Here is a 23,585-nt window from a genome sequence, read left to right on the forward strand (position 1 = left end):
GGCTCATTCGTTCATTTCTGTAATGTCCGTCACACGTGGGCTTTATGTCAGCCCCAACCTTGAGACGGCTTATCTACTTGAGTTATAGGCTGTGCCTATAAGCCTGGCCGCACAGAATGGGCCGCCTATGGACGTCCGCCAACTGGAGTACTTCCTCGCCGTCGTCGACCACGGGGGCTTCAACCGGGCCGCCTCCGCGCTGTACATCGCGCAGCCGTCCCTGTCACAGGCGATCCGCCTGTTGGAGAAGGACCTCGGCAGTCCGCTGTTCCACCGCATCGGACGACGCGTCGTGCTGACCGAGGCGGGGAAGTCGCTGATCGGTCCCGCCCGGCAGGCCGTCCGCAGTCTCGAAGTGGCCAGAGAGAGCGTGACCACCGCGCTGGGAAGCCGCACCGGCCGCCTCACCATCGCGTCGATGCCCTCACCGGCGGTCGAGCCTCTCAGCAGCATGATTCATGGCTTCACCAGCGCGCATCCCGGCGTTCAGGTGATCCTGCGCGAGGCTCCGGTCTCGCAGGCCGTCATCGACCTCACCCGCAACGGGGTCACCGAACTGGGCCTGTTGTCGGCGTGGAGCCCGCCCGCGACCGCGGACGTCGACCTCCACCCTGTCGAGGAGCAGCGGCTCGTTCTGGTCTCGGCGCCGGACGGACCGTTCGCCCCCGGGCCTCCCCTACCCCGCGAAAGGCTCGCCGGGCAACGGGTGATCGCCGGAGAACGGGGCACGGCCATGCGCCGGCTGGTCGATGAGATCCGCGCGTCGGGCATCGATCTGTGCATCGCGGTGGAGACCGAACACCGGGCGGCGATCCTGCCTCTCGTTCTCAAGGGGGTGGGGGTCGGCATTCTCGCCGAGGCATGGCGCCCCCTGGCCCTGCGCGCGGGCGCGGTGGTGCTCGATCTCGACCCGCCGGCGTCTCTCCATCTGTTCCTGGTGAGCCGGAAGGGATGGTTGAGCCCGGCCGCCAAGGACTTCCTGACCATGGCCCTGGAAACCGCCCCGGATCAGTAGGCGCTGCCTATAAGGCGGATCGCGAACGTGTCTTGGACGTGCTTGGGACGTTGTTGTTCCAATCGGCCTTATGACGAAGACACATCACCGGATCGCCTTGATCCCTGGCGACGGCATTGGCACCGAGGTCGTTCCAGCCGCCCGTCAGGTGTTGGACGTGGTGGGCGAACGGCACGGCATCGCACTCACCTACACCGAGTTCGACTGGTCGTGCGAGCGCTATCTGCGCGAGGGCACGATGATGCCGGACAACGGGATGGAGCAGCTGCGCGAGCACGACGCCATCCTGCTCGGGGCGGTCGGATACCCGGGCGTGCCCGACCACGTCTCCCTGTGGGGCTTGCTGATCCCCATCCGCAGAAGCTTCCGCCAGTACGTGAACCTGCGTCCCATCCGTGTCTTCGAGGGTGTGCCCAGCCCGCTGCGCACCGCGGCGGCCGGCGAGGTCGACTTCGTGATCGTCCGGGAGAACGTCGAGGGCGAGTACAGCCAGGTCGGTGGCCGGCTGTATCAGGGCTTCCCCGAGGAGGTGGCGGTCCAGGAGGCGCTCTTCACCCGTGCCGGCGTGACCCGCATCCTGGACTATGCCTTCGATCTCGCCGCACGGCGTGGCGGCCGTCTCACCTCCGCCACCAAGTCGAACGGCATCGTTCACACGATGCCGTTCTGGGACGAGATGGTCGCCGAACGCGCTCCCCACCATCCCAGCGTCACGTGGGATCAGGAACACATCGACGCCTTGGCCGCGAAGTTCGTCCTCCAGCCCGGACGCTTCGACGTGGTCGTCGGCTCCAACCTCTTCGGCGACATCCTCAGTGACCTGGCCGCCGCGGTCGCGGGAAGCATCGGCATCGCCCCCTCGGCCAATCTCAATCCCGAACGCGAGTTCCCTTCGATGTTCGAGCCCGTCCACGGATCGGCCCCCGACATCGCCGGCCGCGGCATCGCCAACCCCCTCGGCACCATCTGGTCCGCCGCGCTCATGCTCGACCATCTCGGTCACGAGGGCGCCGCATCCGACATCACCGACGCGATCGTCTCCGTCCTCGCCAAGAGCACCACCCGTACCCCCGACTTGGGCGGCTCCGCCACCACCGCCGAATTCACCGACGCACTCGTTCAGGCCCTGTAAAGCCAGCCCAGAGATCGATGTAACTCGAACTGGCCCGGATCAACCGCACGCTGCTGTGAGGCGGGGTTCACGGGCGGAGTTCACGAGCGGGGGTGCAGGCGCGCGAGGATCTTGCCGAGGACGTAGCGGTTGACCCGGTCGTCCTCGTTCTCGTGGGCGGCCTCCAGGACGGGGAGGCAGCCGTCGTCGCAGGTCTGTTCGAGGCTTCGCGCCGCGTTGCCGCGGACCTCGCGAACTTGGTCGTTCAGGAGGTCGTGCAGGGTCTGGTGCAGCGGACCTGCGGGAGGCTGATGGACGTGCCCGGCCAGGTACGCGGCGCGCCGGCGCAGGTCGGGGTCGGGGTCGGTGAGAAGGGACGGCCACTCACGCTCGGGCGGTGGCGCCCCGGCATTCACTAGCGCGGCCAGGGCCATGCGGCGGACGCTGGGGTCGCTCTCGGCCAGCCGGGCGTGGGCGAGCCCGGTCCACAGCAGGGGCGAGGCGGAACGGTGCGAGGCCAGAAGACCCAGCGTCTGGTAGCGGATCGCGATGTCGTCGTCTTCAAGCAGCACGCCGAGGACAGCAGCCAGCAGGCCGGTGTCCGCGAAGTGCAACACGCGGAAGGCGGCCTCGCGGCGCACGCGGACGTCCGGGTCGGTGACCGCGGCGGCGACCATGGCCCGTGACCACGGCGCACCGAGCGAGCCGAACGCGCCCACGGCGGCGGCCCGTACGGCGGGATCATCATCGCCGAGCAGCGGGCGGGCAGCGGCCAGCAGCGGACGCATTCGTTCGTCGGACAGGTGGTAGGGCAGGGAGGGCAGGACACCGGCCGCCGCGATCCGGACACGGGCCTGGCCATGGCGGATCAGCTCCTCCAGGACACCGGCCGTCCACTCCCCGTGGGTGGCCAAGTGGTAGATGGCCTTCACCCGCACGACGGGATCCGGGTCGCTGAGCATCGGACGCAGCGCGTCGCGGACGCGCTCGGCTCCCAGGTCCTCCGCACTGCCGGTGACCGCCTTCATGGCCAGCAGCCGTACGCCGGGCTCGGGATCCCGCAGCATCGGCATCACGAACGCGCCGATGTTTCGGCGCGCGCGGCACAGCGCCCACAGCGCGGCGGCCCTCACACGCGGCGACGGCGACCCGGCCGCGGCTTCGGCGAGTTCCGCGCAGTGCGGCTCGCTCAGCTCAGGCCAGCCCCAGCGGTTGTAGCGGGCCCGGATCATGCGGGCCGCCCAGACCGCCTCCTCCACCTCGGGGTGGTCGCGGACCGCCCGGCTGTCCCAGCCGGGCCGATCGAAGTCAGTCTCCCAGAACCGCGTCCGGCCCTCGGCCCGACCCTCGGGGCGGCGATCGGCGAGGCGATCGAGCCACTCCTCGTACCAAGCGAGGAAGTCGGGAGCCGGGTGGTAGATGGGGCGGAAGTACTCGCGTTCCCAGTCGACCATCACCATCCGGCCGCGGCCAGGTCCGCTCACCACCAGCAGCGTGCGGGGATCGACGTCCTCGTGGTAGTCCCACTCAATGCGGTCTTGCCGGTTGAGCATGAGCGTGCCGCGATAAGCGTTCCAGTAAGTCGCCTCGTACGACTCGTCCAGGCGCTCGGGATGATAGGGAAACTCCCCCGACAACTGGTGGCTGGTGACGCCGGTGTCCAGTGGCTCCAGACCTTGGTACGGGCCCGGGCCACCGTTCCCCAGCGTGGTGATGAACGCGCGATAGCCATCGGGCAACCGGATGCCATTGCGCTCCTCGAACGCCACGACCGCGGACAACGGCACCGGATCGTTCAGCCGCAGGCCTGCCGCCTCGATCTTCGCCGCAACCCGCGAAAGCCGCTCTTCGATGACCGACCACCTCTCCCCTACCGCCCCACGGCCGCCGCGATCACTTTGACTCGGGCACGTGGTAAGCGGCGAGAAAGACCCGGACGGCGGCGTCGGCGTAGTGATCGAGCTCGCCTGGCGGGAAGGTGATGTCGTCGCCGCAGAACATGACCTTGTTGACCGGGATCGACGTGACGAGCCAGGTGAAGTGATTGGCGGCAAGGACGGGTTCGTCGACCCTCAGCAGGCCGCGGTCGGTCAGCTGCCTGAAGGAGGACGCCAGCGCGGCGTGCACCCGTTCAGGGCCCGCTTGGAAATAGGCGTGGCCGAGTTGCGGGAAGCGGCCGGCTTCGGCGATGACGAGGCGGCGCATGCGCAGGTGTGCGGGCCGCGTGAGGGCATGGACGAACTTGCGCGCAAGCGCCCGCAGGGTCGGTGCGACGTCCTCGGTGGCCGCCAGTTCCTCCATGGCGTCCTGGAACAGCTGGTCGATGCCGACGAGCTGTTCGAGCACGATCTGCTCGAACAGCTTCTCCTTCCGTCCGAAGTGCTTGTAGATCGTCTGCTTCGACGCTCCCGCCGCGGACGCGATCTCGTCGGTCTTGGCGCCGACGTAGCCGTCGCGGACGAACACCTCCAAGGCCGCGTCCATGATGCGGCGCCGGGCCTGCGCGGCGGGGCCCTCCTCGAGTCTCGGCATCGTTGTTCTCCTGAAGGCCGTTGACGTTCCTCGAAGTGTACCGTACTGTTCAGTTCACCCAGTACAGTACCGTACTGTACACCCTTGAAGGGAAGCCGATATGCGCAAGGTCGTCGGAGCGTTGTTCATCAGCCTGGACGGTGTCGTCGAGTCGCCCGACCAGTGGTCGTTCGACCTGTTCGACGAGGACGCGGGTGCCCATATGGCCGAGTCGTTCGCCGCGACCGACACGCTGCTGCTGGGCCGCCAGACCTACCAGGAGTGGGTGCAGTACTGGCCCACCTCGACCGACGAGCCCGCCGCCACCCACATCAACAACATCCGCAAGTACGTTGTGTCCGACACCCTCGACAGCGTCGGCTGGACCAACGCGTCGCTGGTCAGCGGCAACGAGCTCGCCGGCACGCTCGCCGATCTGAAGCGTCAGCCGGGCGGCAACATCGGCACCGCCGGCAGCGTGACGCTGGTCCGTTCGCTGCTCGAGGCCGGACTGCTCGACGAGCTCGAGCTGAGCATCTACCCGGTCATCGCGGGCAAGGGCAGCCGGCTGTTCAACGACAGCGGATCGCTCCAGCGCCTCGACATGGTCAGTTCCAAGCGCACCGGCAGCGGCATCACGATCAACACCTACCGGCCCCGCAAGGAGTCTTGACCACCCCGATCGCGCGGGCCCTGTGAATCATCCCGGTCCAGGGCCCGCACCGCAGAGCGCTCAGCTTCCTTGCCGCTCAGTTGATGTACTTCACACACATACGGAGCAGGTACCCGGGCACTTTCTGTTCTCGGGAAGCGCCAGGGCACCGGCTGCCCGGTTCGATCAGTGCCGTGATCTTGACGGCGAGGTATTTGTCGTCGCACCTGCGGCGCCCTCTCACCCCGGCGTAGAGCGTGCTGCCGTCGACGCAGTCGCCGACCGCGGGCATCCAGCCCCCGTTCTTGGCAATGCACAGGACGCGAGGCTTACCGGTGCGCGTTGTCATGGTGTAGATCGCCGACCGCGGGCAGTTGCGGGCGGTGTCCGCCCGCCGGACGACCTGCCCGAACCACTTCTTGCCGAAGCTGGTCCCTTTGACGACCCAGTTCTCGTTCGTGCAGCTCACCTCGCCGAGGTTGTCGCCGTAGCGGGCGTACACCTGGATGCAGTCCCCGGCCCTCACCAGGCCGCCGCCCTGCCCCGGGTCACCTGGATGCGGAGCCTTGAGCCTGCGCATGCAGGCCATCTTGCCCGGCAGGGACATGTACTGCAGCTGGGCGAAATCGTCGGTGTCGACAGGGCAGCCGAGTTTCTCCAGAGCCTGCGCACCCAAGAGTTGGGGAACGCTGGTGCCCTCCCCCATCTTGGTGATCCGCGCATAGGCCGCCGGATCGTCGCACTGCGCCGGCACGTACTCGGCACGGGTGTACATGACTTGGCCTTGCGGAGTGGTGTGCATCGGTGACGGCTGCACTCGCAGCCGTACGCAACCACCCGTGGTGAATTTGGCGGGCTGCTTGACCGAAGGAGTCTTGGACTCGTCCTCCGTCAGGACCGAGCGCACGAGACCCACCGCTGCGAGCCCCCCGACGACCAGCATGACGGCCAGGACGGCACCCAGCACGCGGGGACCACACCCCGCTGGCGCTGGGCCGCGAGGGGGTGGCGGGCCAGGCGGAAATGGAGGGCCAGGAAAGGGCGGCGTGCCCGGAGGAGGAGGCGGCTGCGTCATGGCTCTGCTCGCTTCCGCTCAAATCAGAATGCCGCAAGCGTCCCGTCAAGTCTGGCCAGGACGCAACCACTGACGGGCGTCTCACGCGCAGATGGCCAATCTGGGACAAAGCATCGGTGGCCCATGCCTGCGGCTTGGCCCCTTCCCCGGGACCGACCCCGTCGCCGACGCCCACGGCACGCCCATCAAGCCGCAGCACCACCGAACGCCCGCCCTCGTACACTCCCCTCCGCTACATAACGTGACTATTTGACTACGTACTGCTATCTTGAGTGTCCATCCCGGCCCAACCTGGGCATCGGGACACACCACAACGGAGGCCCCCCACTCATGACAAAGACGCTCGCCCGCACCGCTGTGCTGGGCATCACCACTCTGGCTTTCGCAGCTGTCGCCGCCGGAACCGCTGCCGCCGAGACCGCCGCCGTCGCTCCCACCATCGCCCCTTCTCCCGAGGTCGACCCCGAGGTCGCCCCGCACGTCGCCCCCCATGTCGCCCCGCACGTCGCCCCCGAAGTGGCCCCCAACGTCGCAAATGAACGGGTCGGCAGCTGATCCTGCGTCCTGACCCTCGACGGCACGGATGCGGATCAACGGCAGGAATCGGGCGGGAAATGCACCACCCAGTTGGGGCGTGCTGACCTTCCCTGTTGGTCCAGGAGCGGTGCCCGGCACCTGAGATATCCCTCAGGGGCCGGGCACCGCAATGGACATCGCGCATAAGGCGCGGCGGGGACGCGAGCGTTCGCGGAGACAGTCGCGGACGGAGGCGGGCGCTTAGGGCACGCGGCCCGGGAGCTCGGGCTCGGGCTCGGGCTCGGGCTCGGGCTCGGCAAGCTTGCCAGGCGTTAGACGCTGCGGAGCACTGAGACGACCACGCCCAGGATGACGGCGTTGTCGCCGTCGATGACGTCGTAGGCCGGGTTGCGGGGTTCGAGATGAACGTGGCCGTTGCGGCGTTGGTACACCTTCACGGTGGCCTCGTCATCGATCAGCGCGGCGACGATCTGCCCCGAATGGGCCTCGGGTTGCTGCCGGACCACGACGATGTCGCCGTCGCAGATCGCGGCGTCGACCATCGAATCGCCGCGGACGCGCAGGCCGAAGACGGTGCCGCGCCCGGTGAGCTCGCGGGGAAGCGAAAGCATGTCATCGACGTGCTCTTCGGCGGAGATGGGGGTGCCTGCGGCGATATGGCCGACCACGGGCACGGTCACCGAGGCGTCGGCGGGCTCGGGCGTCTGATGCTCGCGCAGGAACATCCGTACGTCGATCGGCCGGGTCATCGAGGCTCCCCGGCGCAGGAATCCCTGCTCTTCCAAGCTCGTCAGATGCCGGGACACCGACGACGTCGACCGCAGGCCGACGGCGTCGCCGATCTGGCGCGTGCTCGGGGGATATCCGTACTTGACCACCCAGTCCCGGATCGTGACCAAGATCTGCTGCTGGCGCGGGGACAGGGCCCCGGTGTCCAGGCCCTCGAACGCATCACGATCTTCGTAGGGGATCACCCACGGAATTGTAGGGCTCCTGCGCGACCGGACGGGTGTGAGCCCAGGCCAGATCAGCCGCAGGACCCTCCCCAGACCGGTACCCAAATCGCAGCCGCCCACGGTGTGAGCTCTTTAAGCCTCAGCCCTGGTGCGGGGCGTCGGCGTGCTCACGCTGACACCGTGGGCTGCCGCGCGTCCGGCGTGGAATCGACGAGCCTTGTTCGTTCAGCTTTTCTTCAAGCTGGCGAGGCCCTTCTGCAGGTCTTCTGGGTTCATCACGGGATGGATTTCGACCTTTGCGCCGAGTTCCTGGAAAAGAGGCTCCGCGAGTGTCGGCATCGATGAACTGTCCTGCATGTCGAAGACGAAGGTGCATTCGCGTACGCCCTCGCTGGGGCCGAAGTAGGCCGCCTCGGGCTTGAGCCGGTCCATCATCGACTCCACGACCTCCTGCAGTTTGCCGCTCTTGAGCGCTTTGTTCGAGATCTCGGTGTCCAGTTGCGCTCTCAGCATGACTCTCATCGCACTTGCCCCCCGTACAAACCGGGCCGGCGCGTCCCCCGCGCTCCCGAGACCCGGTGCTGTCCCGATTCATGACCCCCGGGTGCGCTGGGCAAACATCAGGCGGGACGCAGCGCATGCCCGGCGCCGTGACCTGTCCACGCGATGTCGTCCACCGCCAACCACGGGTCCTCGGTCATCGTCGCCGGAGTGCCTCCGGCGAACGCCACAACCTCCCGATGGAGATGAGACTGGTCGACGTAGCCGCGCCGCCACGTGGGCTGCGCGTTCGCCGGCGGCGAGACGATGGACGGCGTGGTCGAAGCGGACCAGCTTCGCGGCGCGCTTGGGAGGCAGTCCGATCTGTGATCGGAACCGGGACCACAGGCGCTTGCGGCTCCAACCGATCTCGGCCGCCAGCTCGTCGATCCTGATCCAGCCGCGGCTGGCGACGGTCCGGTCCCAGGCCCAGGCCACCTCCGGATCCACCGGCCGCGCCGTCTCGCATCGACGGGCGAGCGAGGCGTCCATCAACGCGAAGCGCTCCTCCCACGACCGGGCGTCGTTCAGCTGCTCCCGGATCCGCGGCGCGTCCCGTCCCCACAGAGCGTCGAGGCCGACCACGGCGTGCTCCAGCTCCATCGGGGAGACACCCAGCACGGCATGCGCGACCACCGGAGACATGCGTACCTGCACGCAATCGGTGTTCTTGCCGCTCGCCCGGACCGCACCGGGCGCGAGCCCTGCGACGAGATTTCCCCGTTGCCGCCGGCCTGCCGCGTCGTCAACGGTGAGCGGACCGTCGCCGAACTCGACGACCAGCGTGATGGCCGGATGCGGGACCATCCGCACATCGAACGGCCCCGAGCCCCGATCGTGGAACCCGGCCATGATGACGCCTGGCACCCGGCTGGGTCGCGGCGGTCACGCGACATCCCACCCAGCCGCGGCGGCGCGCCTGTGCACGGAGGGGCGCATCGCCTCATGGTAAGAGTTCCGGCCGGTCGCGACCGGCTCACCTTTGGCGGCGACGGCGGCTTGGTTCAGAGGCGTGTGCGTGAACCTTCCTGGGGCCGGTTGGCAAAAGAGGGGTGTTGATGCCAACGATCAAGGAGGGCCGGTATGTGAAGAGCCACGCAATGGCCGATGTCGCGGAGGCCTCACCCAGCAGCGACGCCGAGGAGATCGAGCGATCCCGGCAGGAGCCGGAGCGGTTCGCCGTCCTGTTCGACCGGTACGGCGCGCGCTTGCATCGGTACGCGGCGCGCAGGCTCGGGGACGGCGAGGCCGACGACATCGTCGCCGAGACGTTCCTGGTGGCCTTCCGGCAGCGGGATGGATACGACCTCGGTCGTTCTGAGGCGCTGCCATGGCTGTACGGGATCGCCTCCAATCTCATCCGCAGGCATCGGCGCGCCGAGGTGAGCCGCTATCGGACGTTCGTGCGTACCGGAGTGCTTCTGGACGCGGCCGACGGCGTCGCCGAGCAGGCGGTCGAGCGGGCGAGCGCCCAGATGAGCGGGCGCCGGCTTGCCCAGGCGATTGCGGGATTGCCGGCCCGGGACCGGGACGTGTTGCTGCTGGTGGCTTGGGCCGACCTGTCCTATGAGCAGGTCGCCGACGCCCTGGGGCTCCCGGTAGGGACGGTGCGGTCCCGGCTGAATCGAGCCCGGACAAAGGTGAAGCGGGCGCTCGGCGGAGTGAATCCGACCGACGTCCATGACCAGAAGGGGGACAACGGTGATGAATGACCTGTGTGAGGTGCGGGAGTTGTGGAGCCAGACCGCCGAGCCCAGCGCCGCTCGGCTGGGCGCGATCCGGCAGCGGCTGCTGGAGGAGACGTGGTCCCGGGAACAGCTGGGCGGTGTCGGTGTGCGCAGGTCGCAGCGGGTGTGGGCCGTCCGGACGGCGGTGGCGGGCGGGCTGGCCGCGGCGGCGAGCGTAGGCGTCGTCGTGTTGCCGGGCGGGGACGGTCCCGGTCCGGCGCCGGCCGACGCCGCCGAGCTGCTCACCCGGGCCGCCGCGGCGGCAGGCGACGGGCGGGACATCGATCCGCGTCCCGGCCAGTTCGTATATCAAGAGTCGACCGCGCTGCAGCTGACGACGGGCAGTGGCGGGGACTCCTGGTTCCGTAAGGTGCGTTACCAGGAGTGGCAGCGCGCAGATGGCGCGGTCCCGATCTATCGCCGGACCACGTTGCTCGGGCTCGTGCCGCTGCTGGGTAGGAAGGTGCCCCCCCGGGCATTGGAACTCGCGCGCATCGATACGGGCGGGCGGTTCCTGCCGTGCACCTCTCAGCCCGCCGAGCCGAACGCACCGTACGCCGTGCACAGGAAACTGCCCACCGACACCGCGCGGCTGCGCAGCGCCCTGGCCGCCAGGGTGGACGCCGGGCAGCGGGCGGAACTCACCCATGACCAGGCCGTGTGGATCAACCTCACGGGGCTGGCCTCCGCGCCGACGCCGCCCAAGGTCCAAGCAGCGCTGTTCACGGTCGCCCGCCAGACCAAGGGAGCTCGCCTGTCCGGCCGCACAACCGACGCCGCCGGGCGCCCGGGACTTGCGGTGACATTCGACGCCCGGCCCGGCGAGCGCGAGGACCTGATCTTCGACGCGAAGACCTACCGCTTCCTCGGCCACCGCGGCGTGTGGACGGGCACCGGCAACACCCCGCCCCGCGGGACCACGACCGGTGACGTCGCCGTGACCAAGACAGCGGTCGTCGACGATCTCCCGGCGGGGGTGTCCACGTCCGGATACTCCTGCCCGGCCGCGTCCGGCGGCTGACCGGCCGGTTGGAGAGGGACGCGTGGGCTTCTTGGCGCCACGCGGCCCTCAGCAGGACCCGGCCCGCCGCGCCACGCTCAGGAACGGGCGCGGCGGGACTCGGGGAACACAAGGCGAAGGGTGCAGCTCGAACGTAGTGAGCCTGTGAGCTGGCCTGTTGTGGGCTGGGCTGTTTGGTCGCGAGACCGGTTTCTTGGTGCTCACCCCGGACACGTTCGACGAACGCGACTGTGGCGTCGGTGATCAGCCTCATCTCTAGGGCCCGACGGGGCAGTGTCACCAGTTGAGGCGGGGTGTGGCTCCTTCTGCGGGGTGACACCCCCGTCACCTGCGCGGACGTGCGTCTTCGCGGTCGGCGGTTGACCCTTCCGGCCTGTCGGCGAGCCCGACTCTGGGGTCAACGGGGACGCGGTAGATGATCTTGTTCCCGGGCCCGGGCGTCACCTGCTGCTTTCGCGGTGACGGCATACCCGCGCACGCATGATCGATCAGGCATATTCCCAGCACATCCCGCAGAAGGAGTTGAACCTATGGGGATTGGGGTAATGATTCCGTTTGACGCGTTGGTTGTGCGACGCGAAGATCGCCCGACATGGGATGGAATACATCGGCGCTGTTCGTGCGCGGCAGGTCAATCGACGAGGTTGAGGCCAGCTTGCCGGACGTGGTCGACTATGTGCCGACCGAGGAGCAGGTGAGCGCCGATCACGCGTGGTCTCAGTCTCCTGGTCAGCGCCTGTACCTCGCCGAAACAGATGGCTGGTGCCAGCTTTGGGATCCAGACCAGCGGCTCCCACCCAATGTTGACCGCTGGCTGACGCTCGACGCCCTGGGGGCGCTCAAGGGCACTCAAGCCCTGGCAGTCCTGCTCTCCAGCGTGATGAGCACTTATGCGCTGTGGCTCTACGACGACTGTGAGCTAGTCCGCCACGTCAGTTTCGTGAACGGTGAGCCCACCACGGAAATCGGTGCGTCGCTCCAAGTGGAGTCCGGGATCGATGTCCCTTCGTGGGGTCCCGACGAGGACTTCGTGTGGGCAGTGATCAAGGACGTGACCGGGCTGTCTTCCGACATGGATCAACTCTTCGCCGTCTACGAGCTCGACGAGTTCTAGGCATGGCCGCCCAAGAGCACACGCATGCCCGGGCGACCTCCTCCAACCGCGTCCACACCCCGGCAAGTCACCGGCGAAGCTCGGCGATCCGCTGCCGGGACTCGGCCTGCCGCCGCGCGGGTTGTTTGTGTGCGCTCGTCCGCGCCGCTTGGGCAGGACAGGCCCCGCCTGGCCGTGCGAACCACGGCGCACCCGGCACCTTCCAGCCCAAGGTGTGACAGAGCCCAGCCAGCACCGGAAGGGTGCTTTACCTGCTCGGCAGAGCAGGCCAGGCCCAGCGGCACCCGTTGCCCGGTCAGTCGTCAGAGCGTAGCCGGTGGCGCAGCCGTACGCGGGTGCCGGTGAACCCGCTGTGGATCTCGATGGTGTCGACGAGCATCCGGGCGGCCCACAGCCCGCTGGGCGGGTGCCCGGGGCGAGGCGGGAGATAGCCGGCGAACGGGCCCGGTTGCCACTGCCCGTTGTCGGCGATCTCGCACACGATCTCTCCGGCCGCGGCCCAGAGCCGGGCCTGCATGGGTGGGGCACCGTGCCGTACGGCGTTGTCGGCGATCGCGCACGCTGCGGTGACCAGCTGGTGCACGGTGCGAGGGGCCATGCCGTGCTGTGCGACATGGGCGGCGAGGAACGCGCGCAGCGGGTGGAGGTCGTCTCCGGTCAGTGCGAGTCGGGCTGCGCGTGGGGCAGGTGGTAGCGGACGGCGGTCGTATTCGGCGGCGAGCCGTTCGGGGCTGGTGTAGGCGGTGCTGGTCGAGGCCTTTTCACCGCGTAGCAGCAGCGGGTGCGTGCGCTGCACGTCGGCCACGGCGGCAGGTTCGGCGGTGTGGGTGTCGTAGGCACAAATCACCTGTGCCTTGGCACGCGCTGGTGCCAGCGGTCCTGTAGGCGGTGCTCCCGCATGCGCGGGGGACTGGAGACATGGGGTGGCTGGTGCCATACGCCTCGTCGATGGCGGCGCTGGAGTGATGCGGACGGTCTGCCTTTCCGGGGCGGAGCCTCAGCCTTTGATGGCGGAATTGGCCACGCCTTGGACGAACCAGCGCTGGAAGAAGGCGAAGACCACGAGCACGGGCAGGATCAGGAGGACGCCGAAGGCGAGGATCTGGCCCCAGTCAGGGGGCTGCTGCCCTTGGAAGACGCTCATCTCCAGCGGCAGTGGCCGCACTGCGGGGTCGGAGACCATGAGCACCGGCCACAGGAAGGAACCCCACTGGATCAGGAAGGTGAGGATGGCCACCGACGCGAACGCGGGCCTGCTCAGGGGCACGAAGATCGCGAAGAAGATGCGCCAGGGGCCGGCGCCGTCGAGTCGGGCGGCCTCCTCGATGCTGGGCGGGATGGCGCGGAAGAAGGTGTGGAACTGGTAGATGGAGAAGGCGTTGGCGATGAACGGCAGGGCCTGGATATAGATGGTGTTGCGCTGGCCGTTGAGCATGTAGAACAACGGCACGGCGACCGATTCGAACGGCACCAGCATCAACAGCAGGACGAGGGTGAGGACGGCGTCTCGCCCACGCCACTGCAGCCGGGAAAGCCCGTAGGCGGCCATGGAGTTGACGAACAGGCCGCCGGTCACCACGACGGTCGCCACCAGCAACGACACGCCCATGAACTGCCAGAAGTAGCCGGTGCTATCGGAGTTCAGGCTGTCCAGGACGGCGGCGTAGTTGTCCAGTGACAGGTTGGTCGGCAGGAAGCCGGACAGGCCGTTCAATACCTCGCCGGAGGGCTTGAGGCTGCCCAGGAACAGGTAGATCACCGGAAGCACGAAGATGAACGACAGCACGCTCAGGACGGCGTAGTCGAAGAAGCGGCGAAGCGGCTTGCGGGTCATGCTCAGCCCCCGTTCTCGGGCCGGACCAAGCGGCGCTGGACCAGCGTCAGGACGACGACGATCAGGAAGAAGACCACCGTGATGGCGGATGCCTGGCCGACGTTGTTCTCGTCGAAGGCGGTGGTGACCGCCTGGTACATCACCGTGCGGGTGGCGTCCTCGTTGAGCCCGCCGCCTCGGATCAGGACGTAGACCTGGTCGAAGACCCGGAAGGACAGCACCGAGGTCAGCAGTGCGACGAAGACGAGCGTGCCTCGGATGCCGGGCAGGGTGACGTTGCGGAACTGCTGCCAGCGGGTGGCCCCGTCAAGCTGGGCCGCCTCGTACAGATCCCCGGATATCTGCTGCAGTCCGGCGAGCAGGATGACCATCTGGAAGCCGACACCCTGCCAGATGGACAGCACGATGATCGAGGCCATGGCGGTGAGGCCGTTGCCGAGCCAGTCGAAGGCGCCCCAGTTGCCGAAACTCACGGCGGACAGCACGGAGTTGAGCATTCCCTGGTCGCTGCGGGTGAGGATCAGGCGCCAGATGACGGCGACCAGGGCCATGGGGAAGACGACCGGCATGAAGAAGAAGGACCGGAACAAGCCGATGGCCTTGAGCTTGCGGTTCAGCAGGATCGCCAGGGCCAGGGCGAGGCCGGTCTGCAGCGGTACGACGACGGCGGCGAAGGTGAGGTTGTTCAGTAGTGCCCGCAGGAAGGGGCCGGACATGTCGGGGTCGGTGAACAGCCGCCGGTACTGCTCCAGGCCGAAGAACGTGGGCGGTTGCCGGGAGCCAAGCCGCACGTTGTAGAACGAGAGCACCACGGCATAGCCGAACGGCACGCCGACGAAGGCGATCAGCCCGATGACCGCAGGGCCGGACATCAGCAGTCCGTGCACCCACTCGCGGCTCTTTCGCGCGGACTGCCTGGGCCGCGCGGGCTTCACGGACTGGGCGGACTGCGTGGGCTTCACGGACTGGGCGGACTGCGTGGGCTTCACGGACTGGGCGGACTGCGTGGGCTTCACGGACTGGGCGGACTGCGTGGGCTTCACGGACTGCGCGGGCTTCACGGATTTCACGGGAAGGGTCCTGTTCCCAGCCGGAGATGGGCACGGCCTGCGCGTGCCCATCCCGGCCGATGCGTCTGCGAGGTGCGTCTGCGAAGTGCGCGCACTAAATGCGTCTGCGAGGTGCGTGCGCTAAGTGCGTCTGCGAGGTGCGTGCGCTAGGGAAGCTTGTAGCCGCTGTTGTCAGCGAAGTCGCGGTCGATGGCGCGGGCGGCCTTGGCGAGAGCGCTCTGCGGGTCAGCGCCGCCGTAGATGGCGTTCAGGGCCTGGTTGAACTGCGCAGTGATAACGGGGTACCCGGCGGTCAGCGGGCGGGTGACGGCGACGCACTGCTGGGTGATGTCCGTGTCGCCGCAGGGCTTGGCAAGCTGGTCGGCGTAGAGCCGGAGCGGGCCGCCGGGCTTGTACAGCGGGCTCTTGGCGAGCACGGTCTTGGTGGCCGGCGGGGCGCCGTTGGCCTTCGTCAGCGCCGTGACATTGGCGTCGTTGAGCAGGGCGTCCAGGAACGCGCCTGCCGCCTTGCCGTTCTTGGAGGCGCCGCCCATGCCCCAGCCCCACGAGCCCTGGCCGGTCTTGGAGCCACCTCCGAAGTTCGGGAGCGGCAGAACGACCAGGTCGGAGCCGAGAGCCTTGCTGTAGTCGGGGTACATCCAGTGGCCGGTCCAGCTGAGGGCGACCCGGCCCTTGCCGAACGCGTTGGCGTCGGTGTTGGGGTCCACGTAGGCCTTCCATGACTGGAAGGTCTTCAGAGCCGAGACTGCGGCGGGCGAGTCGATGGCGCCGGCCGCCTTGCCGTTCTTGACCAGGGAGCCGCCGGCCGACCAGATGATCGGTGAGAAGCCGTAGGTGCCCCACTCGGTGGCCAGACCCCCTTGCTCCTGGATGTCGAGCGTCTTGCCGTCGGGGTCCTTGGCCTTCAGCTTCTCCAGCGCCGCGGTGAACTCCTGTGCGGTCCAGGCGTCGTCCAGGCCGGTGGGGTATTTGATCCCGGCGGCATCGAGCAGCTTCTTGTTGCCGTAGATCCCCAGCCCGGAGTCGAACATGCCCAGGCCGTAGAGCTTGCCGCCGACGGTTCCCTGAGCCTTGATGGCGTCGGTGGCGTTGCCGACGGTCGTGCTGGAGACGTGGGAGGTGATCGGGGCGAGCTTGTTGTTGTAGACGAAGTTCGCCAGCGTCGGGCCGTCGAACTCCATGACGTCGGGGAGGGCGGAGGCGTCGGTGGTGGTGATGGTCTTGGTGTAGTCGTTTTCGGGGATGAACCTCAGGTCGACCTTCACATTGCCCTGCGAGGAGTTGAACGACTTGACCGCGTTCTGCAGCGCGGCGTTCTCGTTCTTCTGCCCCTGGTGGGCCCAGACGCTGATGGTGCCCTTGCCGCTGCCGGCCTCGGCCGAGCCGGTGCTGTCCGCGCCGCCTCCGCCGCAGGCGGTCAGTGCGAGCAAGGGCAGTGAGAGGGCCAGGCCCGCGCGGGCCGTGTGACGGTGCTTTCTGCTTCTGAGGATCATGTCTGTGCCTCCGTACATCAGTGCCGTTGTGCGAGGCCGAAGCCGCTGAGGTGCCTTCCGGGCTTCCGGGCTTCCGGGGGGCCTACGGGACTTGGGGGATGTCGGGAATCGGGGTTATTGCGGTTCGCGTGGGCGCGGGGGTGCAGTGGTTTCGCGCAGTACGAGGCGGATGGGCATCAGCACGTGCTCTGACGACGCTGCTTCCGGCTCCTGCAGTTGCCGCAACAGCAGCCGGGCTGCCTCGGCGCCCTGGGCCGCGACCGGCTGGGCGACGGTGGTCAGTCCGACCACCTCGGACAGTTCGTGATCGTCGAAGCCGACGATGGACACATCGTCCGGTGTCTTGAGCCGGTGCCGCCGCAGGGCGCGCAGTGCGCCCATCGCCATCTCGTCGGATTGGGCGAACACGGCGGTCGGTGGACGACGCGTCGCCAGCAGTTCGGACATGGCGCGTTCGCCGCCCTCGACCGTGTAGCCGCCGTCCGCCTCCAGGGCCGGGTCGTGGGAAATCCCGGCGTCGGCCAGGACGTCCAGGTAGCCCTGCCGCCGGTCCACCGGAGTGGTCCAGTGCAGTGGCCCGCTGGCTCCGCCGATCAGGCCGATCCTGCGGTGGCCGAGGTTCACCAGATGCCGTGCGGCGCTTTGTGCCCCTGCCCGGTCGTCGATGCCCACCACCGTGAAGCCGGGGACGGCCCGGCCGACGGTGGTGGCGAGCGGCACCCCGAGCGAGCGCAGTGCCGCGATCTCCTCCTCCTCGGGGATCAGCAGCGACAGCACCGCGTCCACCCGTTTGCGGACCGGCATCTTGGTGAAGAAACGCTTGCGCGATTCCGCAGAGCCGAGAGTGTGCAGCAGAACGTCGTACCCGGCGGCGCTGAACACCTGCTCGGCGGCATCCAGCACCGTCCCGAAGAACCAGCGGCCCACGTACGGGACGACGACCGCGATGGTGAACGTTTGCCCGCTGGCCAGGCTCGACGCCGAACGCGACGCGGTGTAACCCAGCGATGCGGCAACGGCCGCGATCCGCGCCCGCACCTCCTCGGAGACCCCCGGTCGGCCGCGCAGTGCGCGAGACACCGTGGACGCCGAGACGCCGCAGGCACGAGCAACATCGTTGATGCTGGCCGTCACCACACATCCCTCCAGCCGGATTTCGCCGGTGTGAATCAGGTCACCAGACCGTAAACCCAGCCTCTTGGTTGCGCAAGCGTTTGCGTTCATATTGACTTGGGCAAATTCTCCAGCTCGACCACAATGATCAAGCCAAGAGCGCACACGCTTGCGTTCCCAGGAACGAGGAAGAGTGGTCCATGCGCTACGCCCCACCCGGTTTCTGCGTGAACGACTTCGCCGTGCTGACGGACGAGGAGGGCACGCACACGGTGCTGCACCTCCAGGGCCCCTGGACACGCGAGTTCGACCACCTGCGGATGGAGACCTCCTACGGCCGGGCCACCTCCACCGACCTGGTGCACTGGGAGCCGCAGGGCGCCGCCTTCGGGGTCGGCCTGCCCGGCCGCTTCGACCAGCAGGCGGTGTGGACCATGCACCCCTTCCGGCACGGCACCGGAATGGCGATGTTCTACACCGGGGTCTCCGGCCTCACCGCGGGAGGCTGGCCCTTGCAGGCCGTCGGGCTGGCCTACTCCGACCGCGTCGACGGCACAGGCTGGCGGCGGCACGGCACCGGGCCAGTCGTCCAGGCGGACTCGCGCTGGTACCGCACCGGCGAGCGCATGGGCTGGCGCGACCCGTTCGTCGTACGCAACGACGATGACGGTGCCCCCGCCCGCTGGGCCATGGTCGTCTGCGCCAGTGACGCCTCCCGGCCCGTCGAGGTCAGCGGCTGTGTCGGCCTTGCCACCTCCGACGACCTAGAACACTGGACCGTCCACCCCCCGCTCATCTCACCCGGCGACATCGACGAACTGGAATGCCCGATCCTGGAACGCCTCGACGACGGCTGGCTACTGATCGGCTGCGTCAACGCCACCAACAACTTCGAGGCCTGGACCGCGCCACAGATCGAGGGCCCCTGGACCCGCCGCGGCCCCCTCGGGCCGACCGGTGCCTACGCCCCCCGCGTCACCACCGCGCCCGACGGCACCCGCGTCATCCTGCACACCACCCCCCGCCGCGTCGGCCTCACCGATTCCGGCGATCGCTGCCGCGGCATGCTGGCCCAGCCAAAACTCCTGGTCACGCCCGCCGATGCGGCACCCCGCCTCGAATGGTGGCCCGGCCTTGACGCCTGGCTAGGCGAGGAGACCGACCAGGCCACTCTCCACGCGGTCGCCGACATCGACGTGTCCGAGCCAGTCGAGATCACCCTGCGCACCGACCGCCCGGATGGCGACCACCCGGACGGCAACCACCCGCACGGCGACCGGCCGGCCCTCGCCGTCGGCTGCGACGGCAAGAACCTCTGGGCCACCGGCCCCGAGGGATTCCGGCTCAGCGAGACCGTCCTGGCCGAACCTGCGGCCACGCTGCGCATCCTCACCATCGGCGAATACCTTGAGGTCTACGCCGACGGCGTCTTCGTTCTGTCCACCATGTGCTACTCCGGTCACCCCGCCCCGTGGAAGGCTGTCGCGGAGGGACGCACCCGTACCGTCCCGGTCCGTCCGATCCGGCTGCCCAACCCTCACCGCGACGACGCCTCGGCGATCTGGCCCGGCCCCTCACCTCACCTCACTGAACACTGACGCCTCCGCGCTTCCACTACCGCCCTGCAGGACCCGTTTCCGGAAGGCTTCTCCTCGTGAACGTCGCGTCCAACGGTCTTCGCATCCCCGACGGCTTCCTGTGGGGAGCCTCCACCGCCGCACACCAGATCGAGGGCAACAACCTCAACAGCGACTGGTGGCAGATGGAGCACAGCGACGGCCCTATCGCCGAGCCCAGCGGCGACGCGGCCGACAGCTACCACCGGTGGCGTGAGGACATGGACCTGCTCGCCGGGCTCGGCTTCACCGACTACCGCTTCAGCATCGAATGGGCCCGCATCGAGCCGGCCCCCGGCGCGTTCTCCCGGGCCGAGATCGCCCACTATCGGCGCATGGTCGAAGGGGCGGTCGAACGCGGACTGCGGCCCATGATCACGCTGCACCACTTCACCGTGCCACGGTGGTTCGCCGAACGTGGCGGCTGGACCGTGGACGGCGCCGTCGACCTGTTCGAACGGTATGTGCGAGCGACCGCGCCGATCATCGGCACCGACGTACGGCACGTGTGCACCCTCAACGAGCCCAACATGGTCGCGGTCGCAGGCGCCGTCCGCGAACTGGGCGCCGAGGCGCCCCCCACGGCAGGGCTTCCGCTGCCCGACAAGGCCACCACCGACGCCCTGATCGAGGCCCACCGCCGCGCAAGGGCCGCTGTAAGGACGATCTCCGCCGACATTCAAGTCGGCTGGTCGGTCGCCAACCAGGTGTACCAGGCGCTGCCCGGCGCCGAGGCCATGGCCGCGGCCTACCGATGGCCCCGCGAAGATGTGTTCTTGGAGGCGGCGCGGGACGACGACTGGATCGGCGTGCAGTCCTACACCCGCACCAGGATCGCGCCGGACGGCCCCCTCCCCCCGCCCGACGACGCCGAACGCACCCTCACCGGCTGGGAGTACTACCCGCAGGCCCTGGGACACGCGCTGCGGCACACCGCACAGGTCGTCGGTGACGTGCCTCTGATCGTCACCGAGAACGGCATCGCCACCGACGACGACAGCCGCCGCATCGACTACACCACCGGGGCACTCCAGCAACTCGCCGCCGCGATCGAGGACGGCCTCGACGTGCGCGGCTACCTGCACTGGAGCGCACTGGACAACTACGAATGGGGCTCCTACCGGCCCACCTTCGGGCTCATCTCGGTCGTGCCGGACACCTTCGAGCGCATCCCCAAACCGTCCGCCGTCTGGCTCGGCGGGCTCAGCCGCTCCCGCATGCTGCCACGAGCCAGCTCCTGACCAACCCGCAGATCCGTCGGAGTCGGCCCGGCCTGTCCGCCGTGGCTGACAGTCATTGCGGTTGACGTAGTCCTGCGATGAGGAGCTCGACCAGTCGGCGTGCGTCGTAGTTGGGATCGCTGTCCGCGCCTATGCAGAGGTTTCCGACGCCGCGCATGAGCTCGTAGGCCCTCAAGTCCGATCGAATCTCGCCGGCGGCGGCTGCGGCGTCGAGCAGCTGGGTGCACACGGGCACGAGGCGGTCGAGGAAGTAGGCGTGCAGGGTGTCGAAGTTGTCGGACTGCAGCACGGCGGCGAGTCCGTGCTTGGTGACCAGGAAATCAACGAAGAGGTTGATCCATTGCCCGAGTGCGGCGTGCGGCGTCGCGCTGGTCGCCAGCAAAGCGGGACCGGCCTCGGCGCAGGCCTCGACCTGGTGCCGGTAGACGGCGATGATGAGATCCGCTCGAGTCGGGAAGTGGCGATAGATCGTGCCCATCCCGACCCCGGCCTTGGCCGCGATGTCGCGTACCGGCGCTTCCACGCCCGACTCGACGAAGACCGCGGCGGCCGCGTCGAGCAGGGTCTTCTCGTTACGCCGGGCGTCCGCCCGCTTGGACCGGGCTGCCTGCCCTGCCTCGCCGTCGTTCACGCGCGCCGCTCCCTCCGTTCCCGGGCTTGCCAAAGCGGAGCAACGTTCCGTATCGTAACCGGAGCAATGTTCCGCTTGCTCATGATGTCAGAGCGGCGGCCCGTCAACCAGCCTCAAACGGAGGAACGGTCATGCAATACCGCACCTTGGGCCGCACCGGTGTGCAGGTCAGCTCCCTCGCGCTCGGCGCGATGAACTTCGGCAAGATCGGACGCACCACCCAGGACGAGGCCACCGCCATCGTCGATGCCGCCCTTGAGGGCGGGATCAACGTCATCGACACCGCCGACATGTACAGCGACGGCGAATCGGAAGAGATGGTCGGCAAGGCCATCGCCGGCCGCCGCGACGACATCGTGCTGGCCACGAAGGCGAACATGCCCATGGGCGACGAGCGCAACCACCAGGGCAGTTCGCGCCGCTGGCTGGTCACCGAGCTGGACAACAGCCTGCGCCGTCTCGGTGTCGACCACGTTGATCTCTACCAGATCCACCGGTGGGACCCGACCACCAGCGACGAGGAGACCCTGTCGGCGCTGACCGACCTGCAGCGCGCCGGAAAGATCCGCTACTTCGGCTCCTCGACCTTCCCGGCGTACCGCATCGTGCAAGCCCAGTGGGCCGCCCGCGAGCATAACCTGAGCCGTTACGTCACCGAACAGCCCAGCTACTCGATCCTGCAACGCGGCATCGAAGCCCACGTGCTGCCCGTGGCCGAGGAGTACGGGCTCGGCGTGCTGGCCTGGAGTCCCCTGGCCTCGGGCTGGCTGTCGGGCGCGATCCGCGAAGGCAAGGAAACCACCACCAGCCGTTCAAAGATCATGCCGGAACGCTTCGACACCACCATCCCTTCCAACCGGGCCCGTCTCGACGCGGTCGAGCAGCTGGCCAAGGTCGCCGACGACGCCGGCCTGACCATGATCCAGCTCGCCCTCGGATTCGTGACCGCACATCCCGCCGTGACCAGCGCGATCATCGGCCCCCGCACGCTGGACCACCTGCACTCACAACTCGCCGCCGCTGACACCGTGCTCCCCGCCGACGTCCTCGACGCGATCGATGCGATCGTCGCGCCAGGTGCCGACATGGCCGCGCACGAGAAGTACGACACTCCCCCATCGCTGCTCAACCCATCCCTGCGCCGCCGCTGACCGACAGCCGCCACACCCTCCGCCCGCAGAAATCGCGCCGGTGTCCGCGGGATTCGTGCTGATGCCCAGTCAGAAGCCGTCCTCCAGCTTGCCCGGTGCGCGCCTCGGAGCGTTCCTGCTGCGCGGCACGCTCGCCGTCGGCGACCGCGACCTGCGCCGGTTCGCCACCCGGCTCGGCCACGCCGCCGACATCTGGTCGAGCCCGGCTGGGCCGCAGGTGATCCACCATGCGCTGCAGCGCGCCCGCGCCGTCGCCGACCTCGACACGATCCTCACCAGCACACGGTACTGACGACTGTCCCGGCGTGCCGTCCCAGGAAATGTCCGCCCACCCCAATAGGCTCAGCGAATCCCACATGTAGTGGCTCGATGTTGAACCGATCCCACAGGTTGTGGATCAGGTACAGGAGGCGGACTTCGTGCACATGGCCACCCAGCAGCACATGCCCCGGCGGCGCACCGGCATGACCACCTCGGTGACCATCGGCGGCGAGCGCTTCTACCTGACCACCAACGCCCGCGAAGACGGCACCCTCGGCGAGGTATTCGTCTCCTGGGGCAAGCAAGGCCAGACCAGCGCCGGGCTCATGGACATCTACGCCGTCGCCATATCCGTCGGACTCCAGCACGGCGTCCCACTCCTAGACCTGATCCACCAGGGCCTGGATATGTACTTCGTCCCCAACGGCCGCACCGACGACCCCGACCTGCCCCGCGTCCGCTCCGTCGTCGACTGGGTCGCCCGCCGCCTGGCCATCGACTGGCTCTCCTACCAGGCCCGCGCCGCTGAGGGCATCTTCACCATGCATGAACGCGAAACCGCCGCCCGTGACTGGCTCGCCGCGGAGGCCGCCAAGCTCCCCGCGCTTCAATCCCAGGTCGCTTCCGCTGACCCGGCCGCCGACACCGACGCCATGATGGAGGCCTTCCGCGCAGACCTGGCCACCGGCATCGGCACTACGGTCGTGCGGCGGCCGTGAGCTTCAGCGAGAGCAGGTTCGTCCGGACTCCTCAATTGATCAATCCTCCTCACCGGCCAAGAAAACGCCACAGCCGCCGCTCCTGGCCCGCATGAAGTGCGAGCCCGGGGCGACGACTGCGTATGACCTAGCCGGCGGCGCAGGCGTTGGGGCCGTCCACGCGGTCGGCCGTCAACTCACGCCATCCTGGCAGCCAC

24 protein-coding genes are annotated in these 23,585 nt (G+C 68.4%); 12 read left to right on the plus strand and 12 right to left on the minus strand.

Annotated elements, in window-relative coordinates; translation table 11 throughout:
• Positions 1 to 127 precede the first annotated feature (127 nt).
• Together ACH34W_RS15940 and ACH34W_RS15945 are read left to right on the plus strand one after the other, a co-directional pair.
• Positions 128 to 1,015, plus strand: coding sequence for a LysR family transcriptional regulator (locus ACH34W_RS15940; RefSeq protein ID WP_395961641.1), 888 nt, complete (start codon positions 128 to 130; stop codon positions 1,013 to 1,015).
• Between the two features lie 70 nt (positions 1,016 to 1,085).
• Positions 1,086 to 2,147, plus strand: coding sequence for a tartrate dehydrogenase (locus ACH34W_RS15945; protein ID WP_395961642.1), 1,062 nt, complete (start codon positions 1,086 to 1,088; stop codon positions 2,145 to 2,147).
• A gap of 80 nt (positions 2,148 to 2,227) precedes the next feature.
• On the opposite strand, the gene ACH34W_RS15950 is transcribed toward ACH34W_RS15945, so the two are convergent.
• The gene (locus ACH34W_RS15950) at positions 2,228 to 3,907 is read right to left on the minus strand and encodes a HEAT repeat domain-containing protein (RefSeq protein ID WP_395961643.1); all 1,680 of its coding nucleotides are present in this window, start codon (positions 3,905 to 3,907) and stop codon (positions 2,228 to 2,230) included.
• 112 nt (positions 3,908 to 4,019) lie between these two features.
• On the minus strand, positions 4,020 to 4,658 hold the full coding sequence (locus tag ACH34W_RS15955; RefSeq protein WP_395961644.1) for a TetR/AcrR family transcriptional regulator: 639 nt from the start codon (positions 4,656 to 4,658) through the stop codon (positions 4,020 to 4,022).
• Between the two features lie 100 nt (positions 4,659 to 4,758).
• Between ACH34W_RS15955 and ACH34W_RS15960 the strand changes: the two genes are divergently transcribed.
• The gene (locus ACH34W_RS15960; RefSeq protein WP_395961645.1) at positions 4,759 to 5,310 is read left to right on the plus strand and encodes a dihydrofolate reductase family protein; all 552 of its coding nucleotides are present in this window, start codon (positions 4,759 to 4,761) and stop codon (positions 5,308 to 5,310) included.
• 76 nt (positions 5,311 to 5,386) lie between these two features.
• Here the strand turns inward: ACH34W_RS15960 and ACH34W_RS15965 are convergent, their stop codons facing one another.
• Complete coding sequence (locus ACH34W_RS15965; protein WP_395961646.1) at positions 5,387 to 6,256, minus strand: hypothetical protein; 870 nt, start codon at positions 6,254 to 6,256, stop codon at positions 5,387 to 5,389.
• A 438-nt stretch (positions 6,257 to 6,694) separates the two neighbouring features.
• Between ACH34W_RS15965 and ACH34W_RS15970 the strand changes: the two genes are divergently transcribed.
• Positions 6,695 to 6,919 carry a hypothetical protein gene (locus ACH34W_RS15970; RefSeq protein WP_395961647.1) on the plus strand — a complete coding sequence of 75 codons (225 nt, stop codon included), beginning with the start codon at positions 6,695 to 6,697 and terminating at the stop codon, positions 6,917 to 6,919.
• Positions 6,920 to 7,212: 293 nt separating this feature from the next.
• Here the strand turns inward: ACH34W_RS15970 and lexA are convergent, their stop codons facing one another.
• The 3 genes from lexA to ACH34W_RS15985 all read right to left on the minus strand — a co-directional run bounded on the left by lexA (position 7,213) and on the right by ACH34W_RS15985 (position 9,249).
• Positions 7,213 to 7,875: a transcriptional repressor LexA gene (lexA, locus tag ACH34W_RS15975; protein WP_395961648.1), complete on the minus strand. Its 663-nt coding sequence runs from the start codon at positions 7,873 to 7,875 to the stop codon at positions 7,213 to 7,215.
• Between the two features lie 207 nt (positions 7,876 to 8,082).
• Positions 8,083 to 8,370 carry a hypothetical protein gene (locus ACH34W_RS15980; RefSeq protein ID WP_395961649.1) on the minus strand — a complete coding sequence of 96 codons (288 nt, stop codon included), beginning with the start codon at positions 8,368 to 8,370 and terminating at the stop codon, positions 8,083 to 8,085.
• Positions 8,371 to 8,448: 78 nt separating this feature from the next.
• On the minus strand, positions 8,449 to 9,249 hold the full coding sequence (locus ACH34W_RS15985; protein ID WP_395961650.1) for a helix-turn-helix domain-containing protein: 801 nt from the start codon (positions 9,247 to 9,249) through the stop codon (positions 8,449 to 8,451).
• Between the two features lie 206 nt (positions 9,250 to 9,455).
• Between ACH34W_RS15985 and ACH34W_RS15990 the strand changes: the two genes are divergently transcribed.
• The 3 genes from ACH34W_RS15990 (at position 9,456) to ACH34W_RS16000 (ending at position 12,259) form a co-directional block, all read left to right on the plus strand.
• Positions 9,456 to 10,109: an RNA polymerase sigma factor gene (locus tag ACH34W_RS15990; RefSeq protein WP_395961651.1), complete on the plus strand. Its 654-nt coding sequence runs from the start codon at positions 9,456 to 9,458 to the stop codon at positions 10,107 to 10,109.
• Positions 10,102 to 11,145, plus strand: a complete 1,044-nt coding sequence (locus ACH34W_RS15995; protein ID WP_395961652.1) for a CU044_5270 family protein — start codon at positions 10,102 to 10,104, stop codon at positions 11,143 to 11,145. The genes ACH34W_RS15990 and ACH34W_RS15995 overlap by 8 nt, the downstream gene beginning before the upstream one ends.
• A gap of 592 nt (positions 11,146 to 11,737) precedes the next feature.
• Complete coding sequence (locus ACH34W_RS16000; RefSeq protein ID WP_395961653.1) at positions 11,738 to 12,259, plus strand: hypothetical protein; 522 nt, start codon at positions 11,738 to 11,740, stop codon at positions 12,257 to 12,259.
• Positions 12,260 to 12,554: 295 nt separating this feature from the next.
• Here ACH34W_RS16000 and ACH34W_RS16005 read toward each other — a convergent pair whose 3' ends face one another.
• The 5 genes from ACH34W_RS16005 to ACH34W_RS16025 all read right to left on the minus strand — a co-directional run bounded on the left by ACH34W_RS16005 (position 12,555) and on the right by ACH34W_RS16025 (position 17,790).
• Positions 12,555 to 13,064, minus strand: a complete 510-nt coding sequence (locus tag ACH34W_RS16005) for an ATP-binding protein (RefSeq protein ID WP_395961654.1) — start codon at positions 13,062 to 13,064, stop codon at positions 12,555 to 12,557.
• Positions 13,065 to 13,256: 192 nt separating this feature from the next.
• Positions 13,257 to 14,093 carry a carbohydrate ABC transporter permease gene (locus tag ACH34W_RS16010; RefSeq protein WP_395961655.1) on the minus strand — a complete coding sequence of 279 codons (837 nt, stop codon included), beginning with the start codon at positions 14,091 to 14,093 and terminating at the stop codon, positions 13,257 to 13,259.
• A gap of 2 nt (positions 14,094 to 14,095) precedes the next feature.
• Complete coding sequence (locus ACH34W_RS16015; RefSeq protein ID WP_395961656.1) at positions 14,096 to 15,163, minus strand: carbohydrate ABC transporter permease; 1,068 nt, start codon at positions 15,161 to 15,163, stop codon at positions 14,096 to 14,098.
• 146 nt (positions 15,164 to 15,309) lie between these two features.
• Entirely contained in the window at positions 15,310 to 16,656 is a 1,347-nt protein-coding gene (locus ACH34W_RS16020; protein ID WP_395961657.1) for an ABC transporter substrate-binding protein, read from the minus strand.
• Positions 16,657 to 16,770: 114 nt separating this feature from the next.
• A complete protein-coding gene (locus ACH34W_RS16025) occupies positions 16,771 to 17,790 on the minus strand; it encodes a LacI family DNA-binding transcriptional regulator (protein ID WP_395961658.1) in 1,020 nt (339 codons plus the stop codon).
• Between the two features lie 179 nt (positions 17,791 to 17,969).
• Here ACH34W_RS16025 and ACH34W_RS16030 point away from each other — a divergent pair, with 179 nt between their 5' ends.
• Positions 17,970 to 19,367, plus strand: coding sequence for a hypothetical protein (locus ACH34W_RS16030; RefSeq protein ID WP_395961659.1), 1,398 nt, complete (start codon positions 17,970 to 17,972; stop codon positions 19,365 to 19,367).
• A gap of 56 nt (positions 19,368 to 19,423) precedes the next feature.
• Positions 19,424 to 20,626 (plus strand): glycoside hydrolase family 1 protein, encoded by a 1,203-nt coding sequence (locus tag ACH34W_RS16035; RefSeq protein WP_395961660.1) that lies wholly within the window; start codon positions 19,424 to 19,426, stop codon positions 20,624 to 20,626.
• Between the two features lie 52 nt (positions 20,627 to 20,678).
• Here ACH34W_RS16035 and ACH34W_RS16040 read toward each other — a convergent pair whose 3' ends face one another.
• The gene (locus ACH34W_RS16040) at positions 20,679 to 21,257 is read right to left on the minus strand and encodes a TetR/AcrR family transcriptional regulator (protein WP_395961661.1); all 579 of its coding nucleotides are present in this window, start codon (positions 21,255 to 21,257) and stop codon (positions 20,679 to 20,681) included.
• A gap of 131 nt (positions 21,258 to 21,388) precedes the next feature.
• Between ACH34W_RS16040 and ACH34W_RS16045 the strand changes: the two genes are divergently transcribed.
• From ACH34W_RS16045 to ACH34W_RS16055, 3 genes are all read left to right on the plus strand, one after another.
• A complete protein-coding gene (locus ACH34W_RS16045; protein ID WP_395961662.1) occupies positions 21,389 to 22,408 on the plus strand; it encodes an aldo/keto reductase in 1,020 nt (339 codons plus the stop codon).
• A gap of 61 nt (positions 22,409 to 22,469) precedes the next feature.
• Positions 22,470 to 22,700, plus strand: a complete 231-nt coding sequence (locus ACH34W_RS16050) for a hypothetical protein (protein ID WP_395961663.1) — start codon at positions 22,470 to 22,472, stop codon at positions 22,698 to 22,700.
• Positions 22,701 to 22,800: 100 nt separating this feature from the next.
• Positions 22,801 to 23,388 (plus strand): hypothetical protein, encoded by a 588-nt coding sequence (locus ACH34W_RS16055; protein WP_395961664.1) that lies wholly within the window; start codon positions 22,801 to 22,803, stop codon positions 23,386 to 23,388.
• The last annotated feature ends 197 nt before the right edge of the window (positions 23,389 to 23,585 follow it).

This window comes from Actinomadura sp. 6N118 (genome assembly GCF_044326415.1).
In the GTDB taxonomy this organism is placed as follows: Bacteria; Actinomycetota; Actinomycetes; order Streptosporangiales; family Streptosporangiaceae; genus Spirillospora.

Coding starts and splice junctions, on each gene's coding strand:
- ACH34W_RS15960 (WP_395961645.1), top strand. CDS start 4,759: ATGCGCAAGGTCGTCGGAGCGTTGTTCATCAGCCTGGACGGTGTCGTC.
- ACH34W_RS16020 (WP_395961657.1), bottom strand. CDS start 16,656: ATGATCCTCAGAAGCAGAAAGCACCGTCACACGGCCCGCGCGGGCCTG.
- ACH34W_RS16010 (WP_395961655.1), bottom strand. CDS start 14,093: ATGACCCGCAAGCCGCTTCGCCGCTTCTTCGACTACGCCGTCCTGAGC.
- ACH34W_RS16045 (WP_395961662.1), top strand. CDS start 21,389: ATGCAATACCGCACCTTGGGCCGCACCGGTGTGCAGGTCAGCTCCCTC.
- ACH34W_RS15990 (WP_395961651.1), top strand. CDS start 9,456: ATGCCAACGATCAAGGAGGGCCGGTATGTGAAGAGCCACGCAATGGCC.
- ACH34W_RS16050 (WP_395961663.1), top strand. CDS start 22,470: ATGCCCAGTCAGAAGCCGTCCTCCAGCTTGCCCGGTGCGCGCCTCGGA.
- ACH34W_RS15945 (WP_395961642.1), top strand. CDS start 1,086: ATGACGAAGACACATCACCGGATCGCCTTGATCCCTGGCGACGGCATT.
- ACH34W_RS15940 (WP_395961641.1), top strand. CDS start 128: ATGGACGTCCGCCAACTGGAGTACTTCCTCGCCGTCGTCGACCACGGG.
- ACH34W_RS16000 (WP_395961653.1), top strand. CDS start 11,738: ATGGGATGGAATACATCGGCGCTGTTCGTGCGCGGCAGGTCAATCGAC.
- ACH34W_RS16030 (WP_395961659.1), top strand. CDS start 17,970: ATGCGCTACGCCCCACCCGGTTTCTGCGTGAACGACTTCGCCGTGCTG.
- ACH34W_RS15980 (WP_395961649.1), bottom strand. CDS start 8,370: ATGCTGAGAGCGCAACTGGACACCGAGATCTCGAACAAAGCGCTCAAG.
- ACH34W_RS15955 (WP_395961644.1), bottom strand. CDS start 4,658: ATGCCGAGACTCGAGGAGGGCCCCGCCGCGCAGGCCCGGCGCCGCATC.
- ACH34W_RS15985 (WP_395961650.1), bottom strand. CDS start 9,249: ATGGCCGGGTTCCACGATCGGGGCTCGGGGCCGTTCGATGTGCGGATG.
- ACH34W_RS15995 (WP_395961652.1), top strand. CDS start 10,102: ATGAATGACCTGTGTGAGGTGCGGGAGTTGTGGAGCCAGACCGCCGAG.
- ACH34W_RS15970 (WP_395961647.1), top strand. CDS start 6,695: ATGACAAAGACGCTCGCCCGCACCGCTGTGCTGGGCATCACCACTCTG.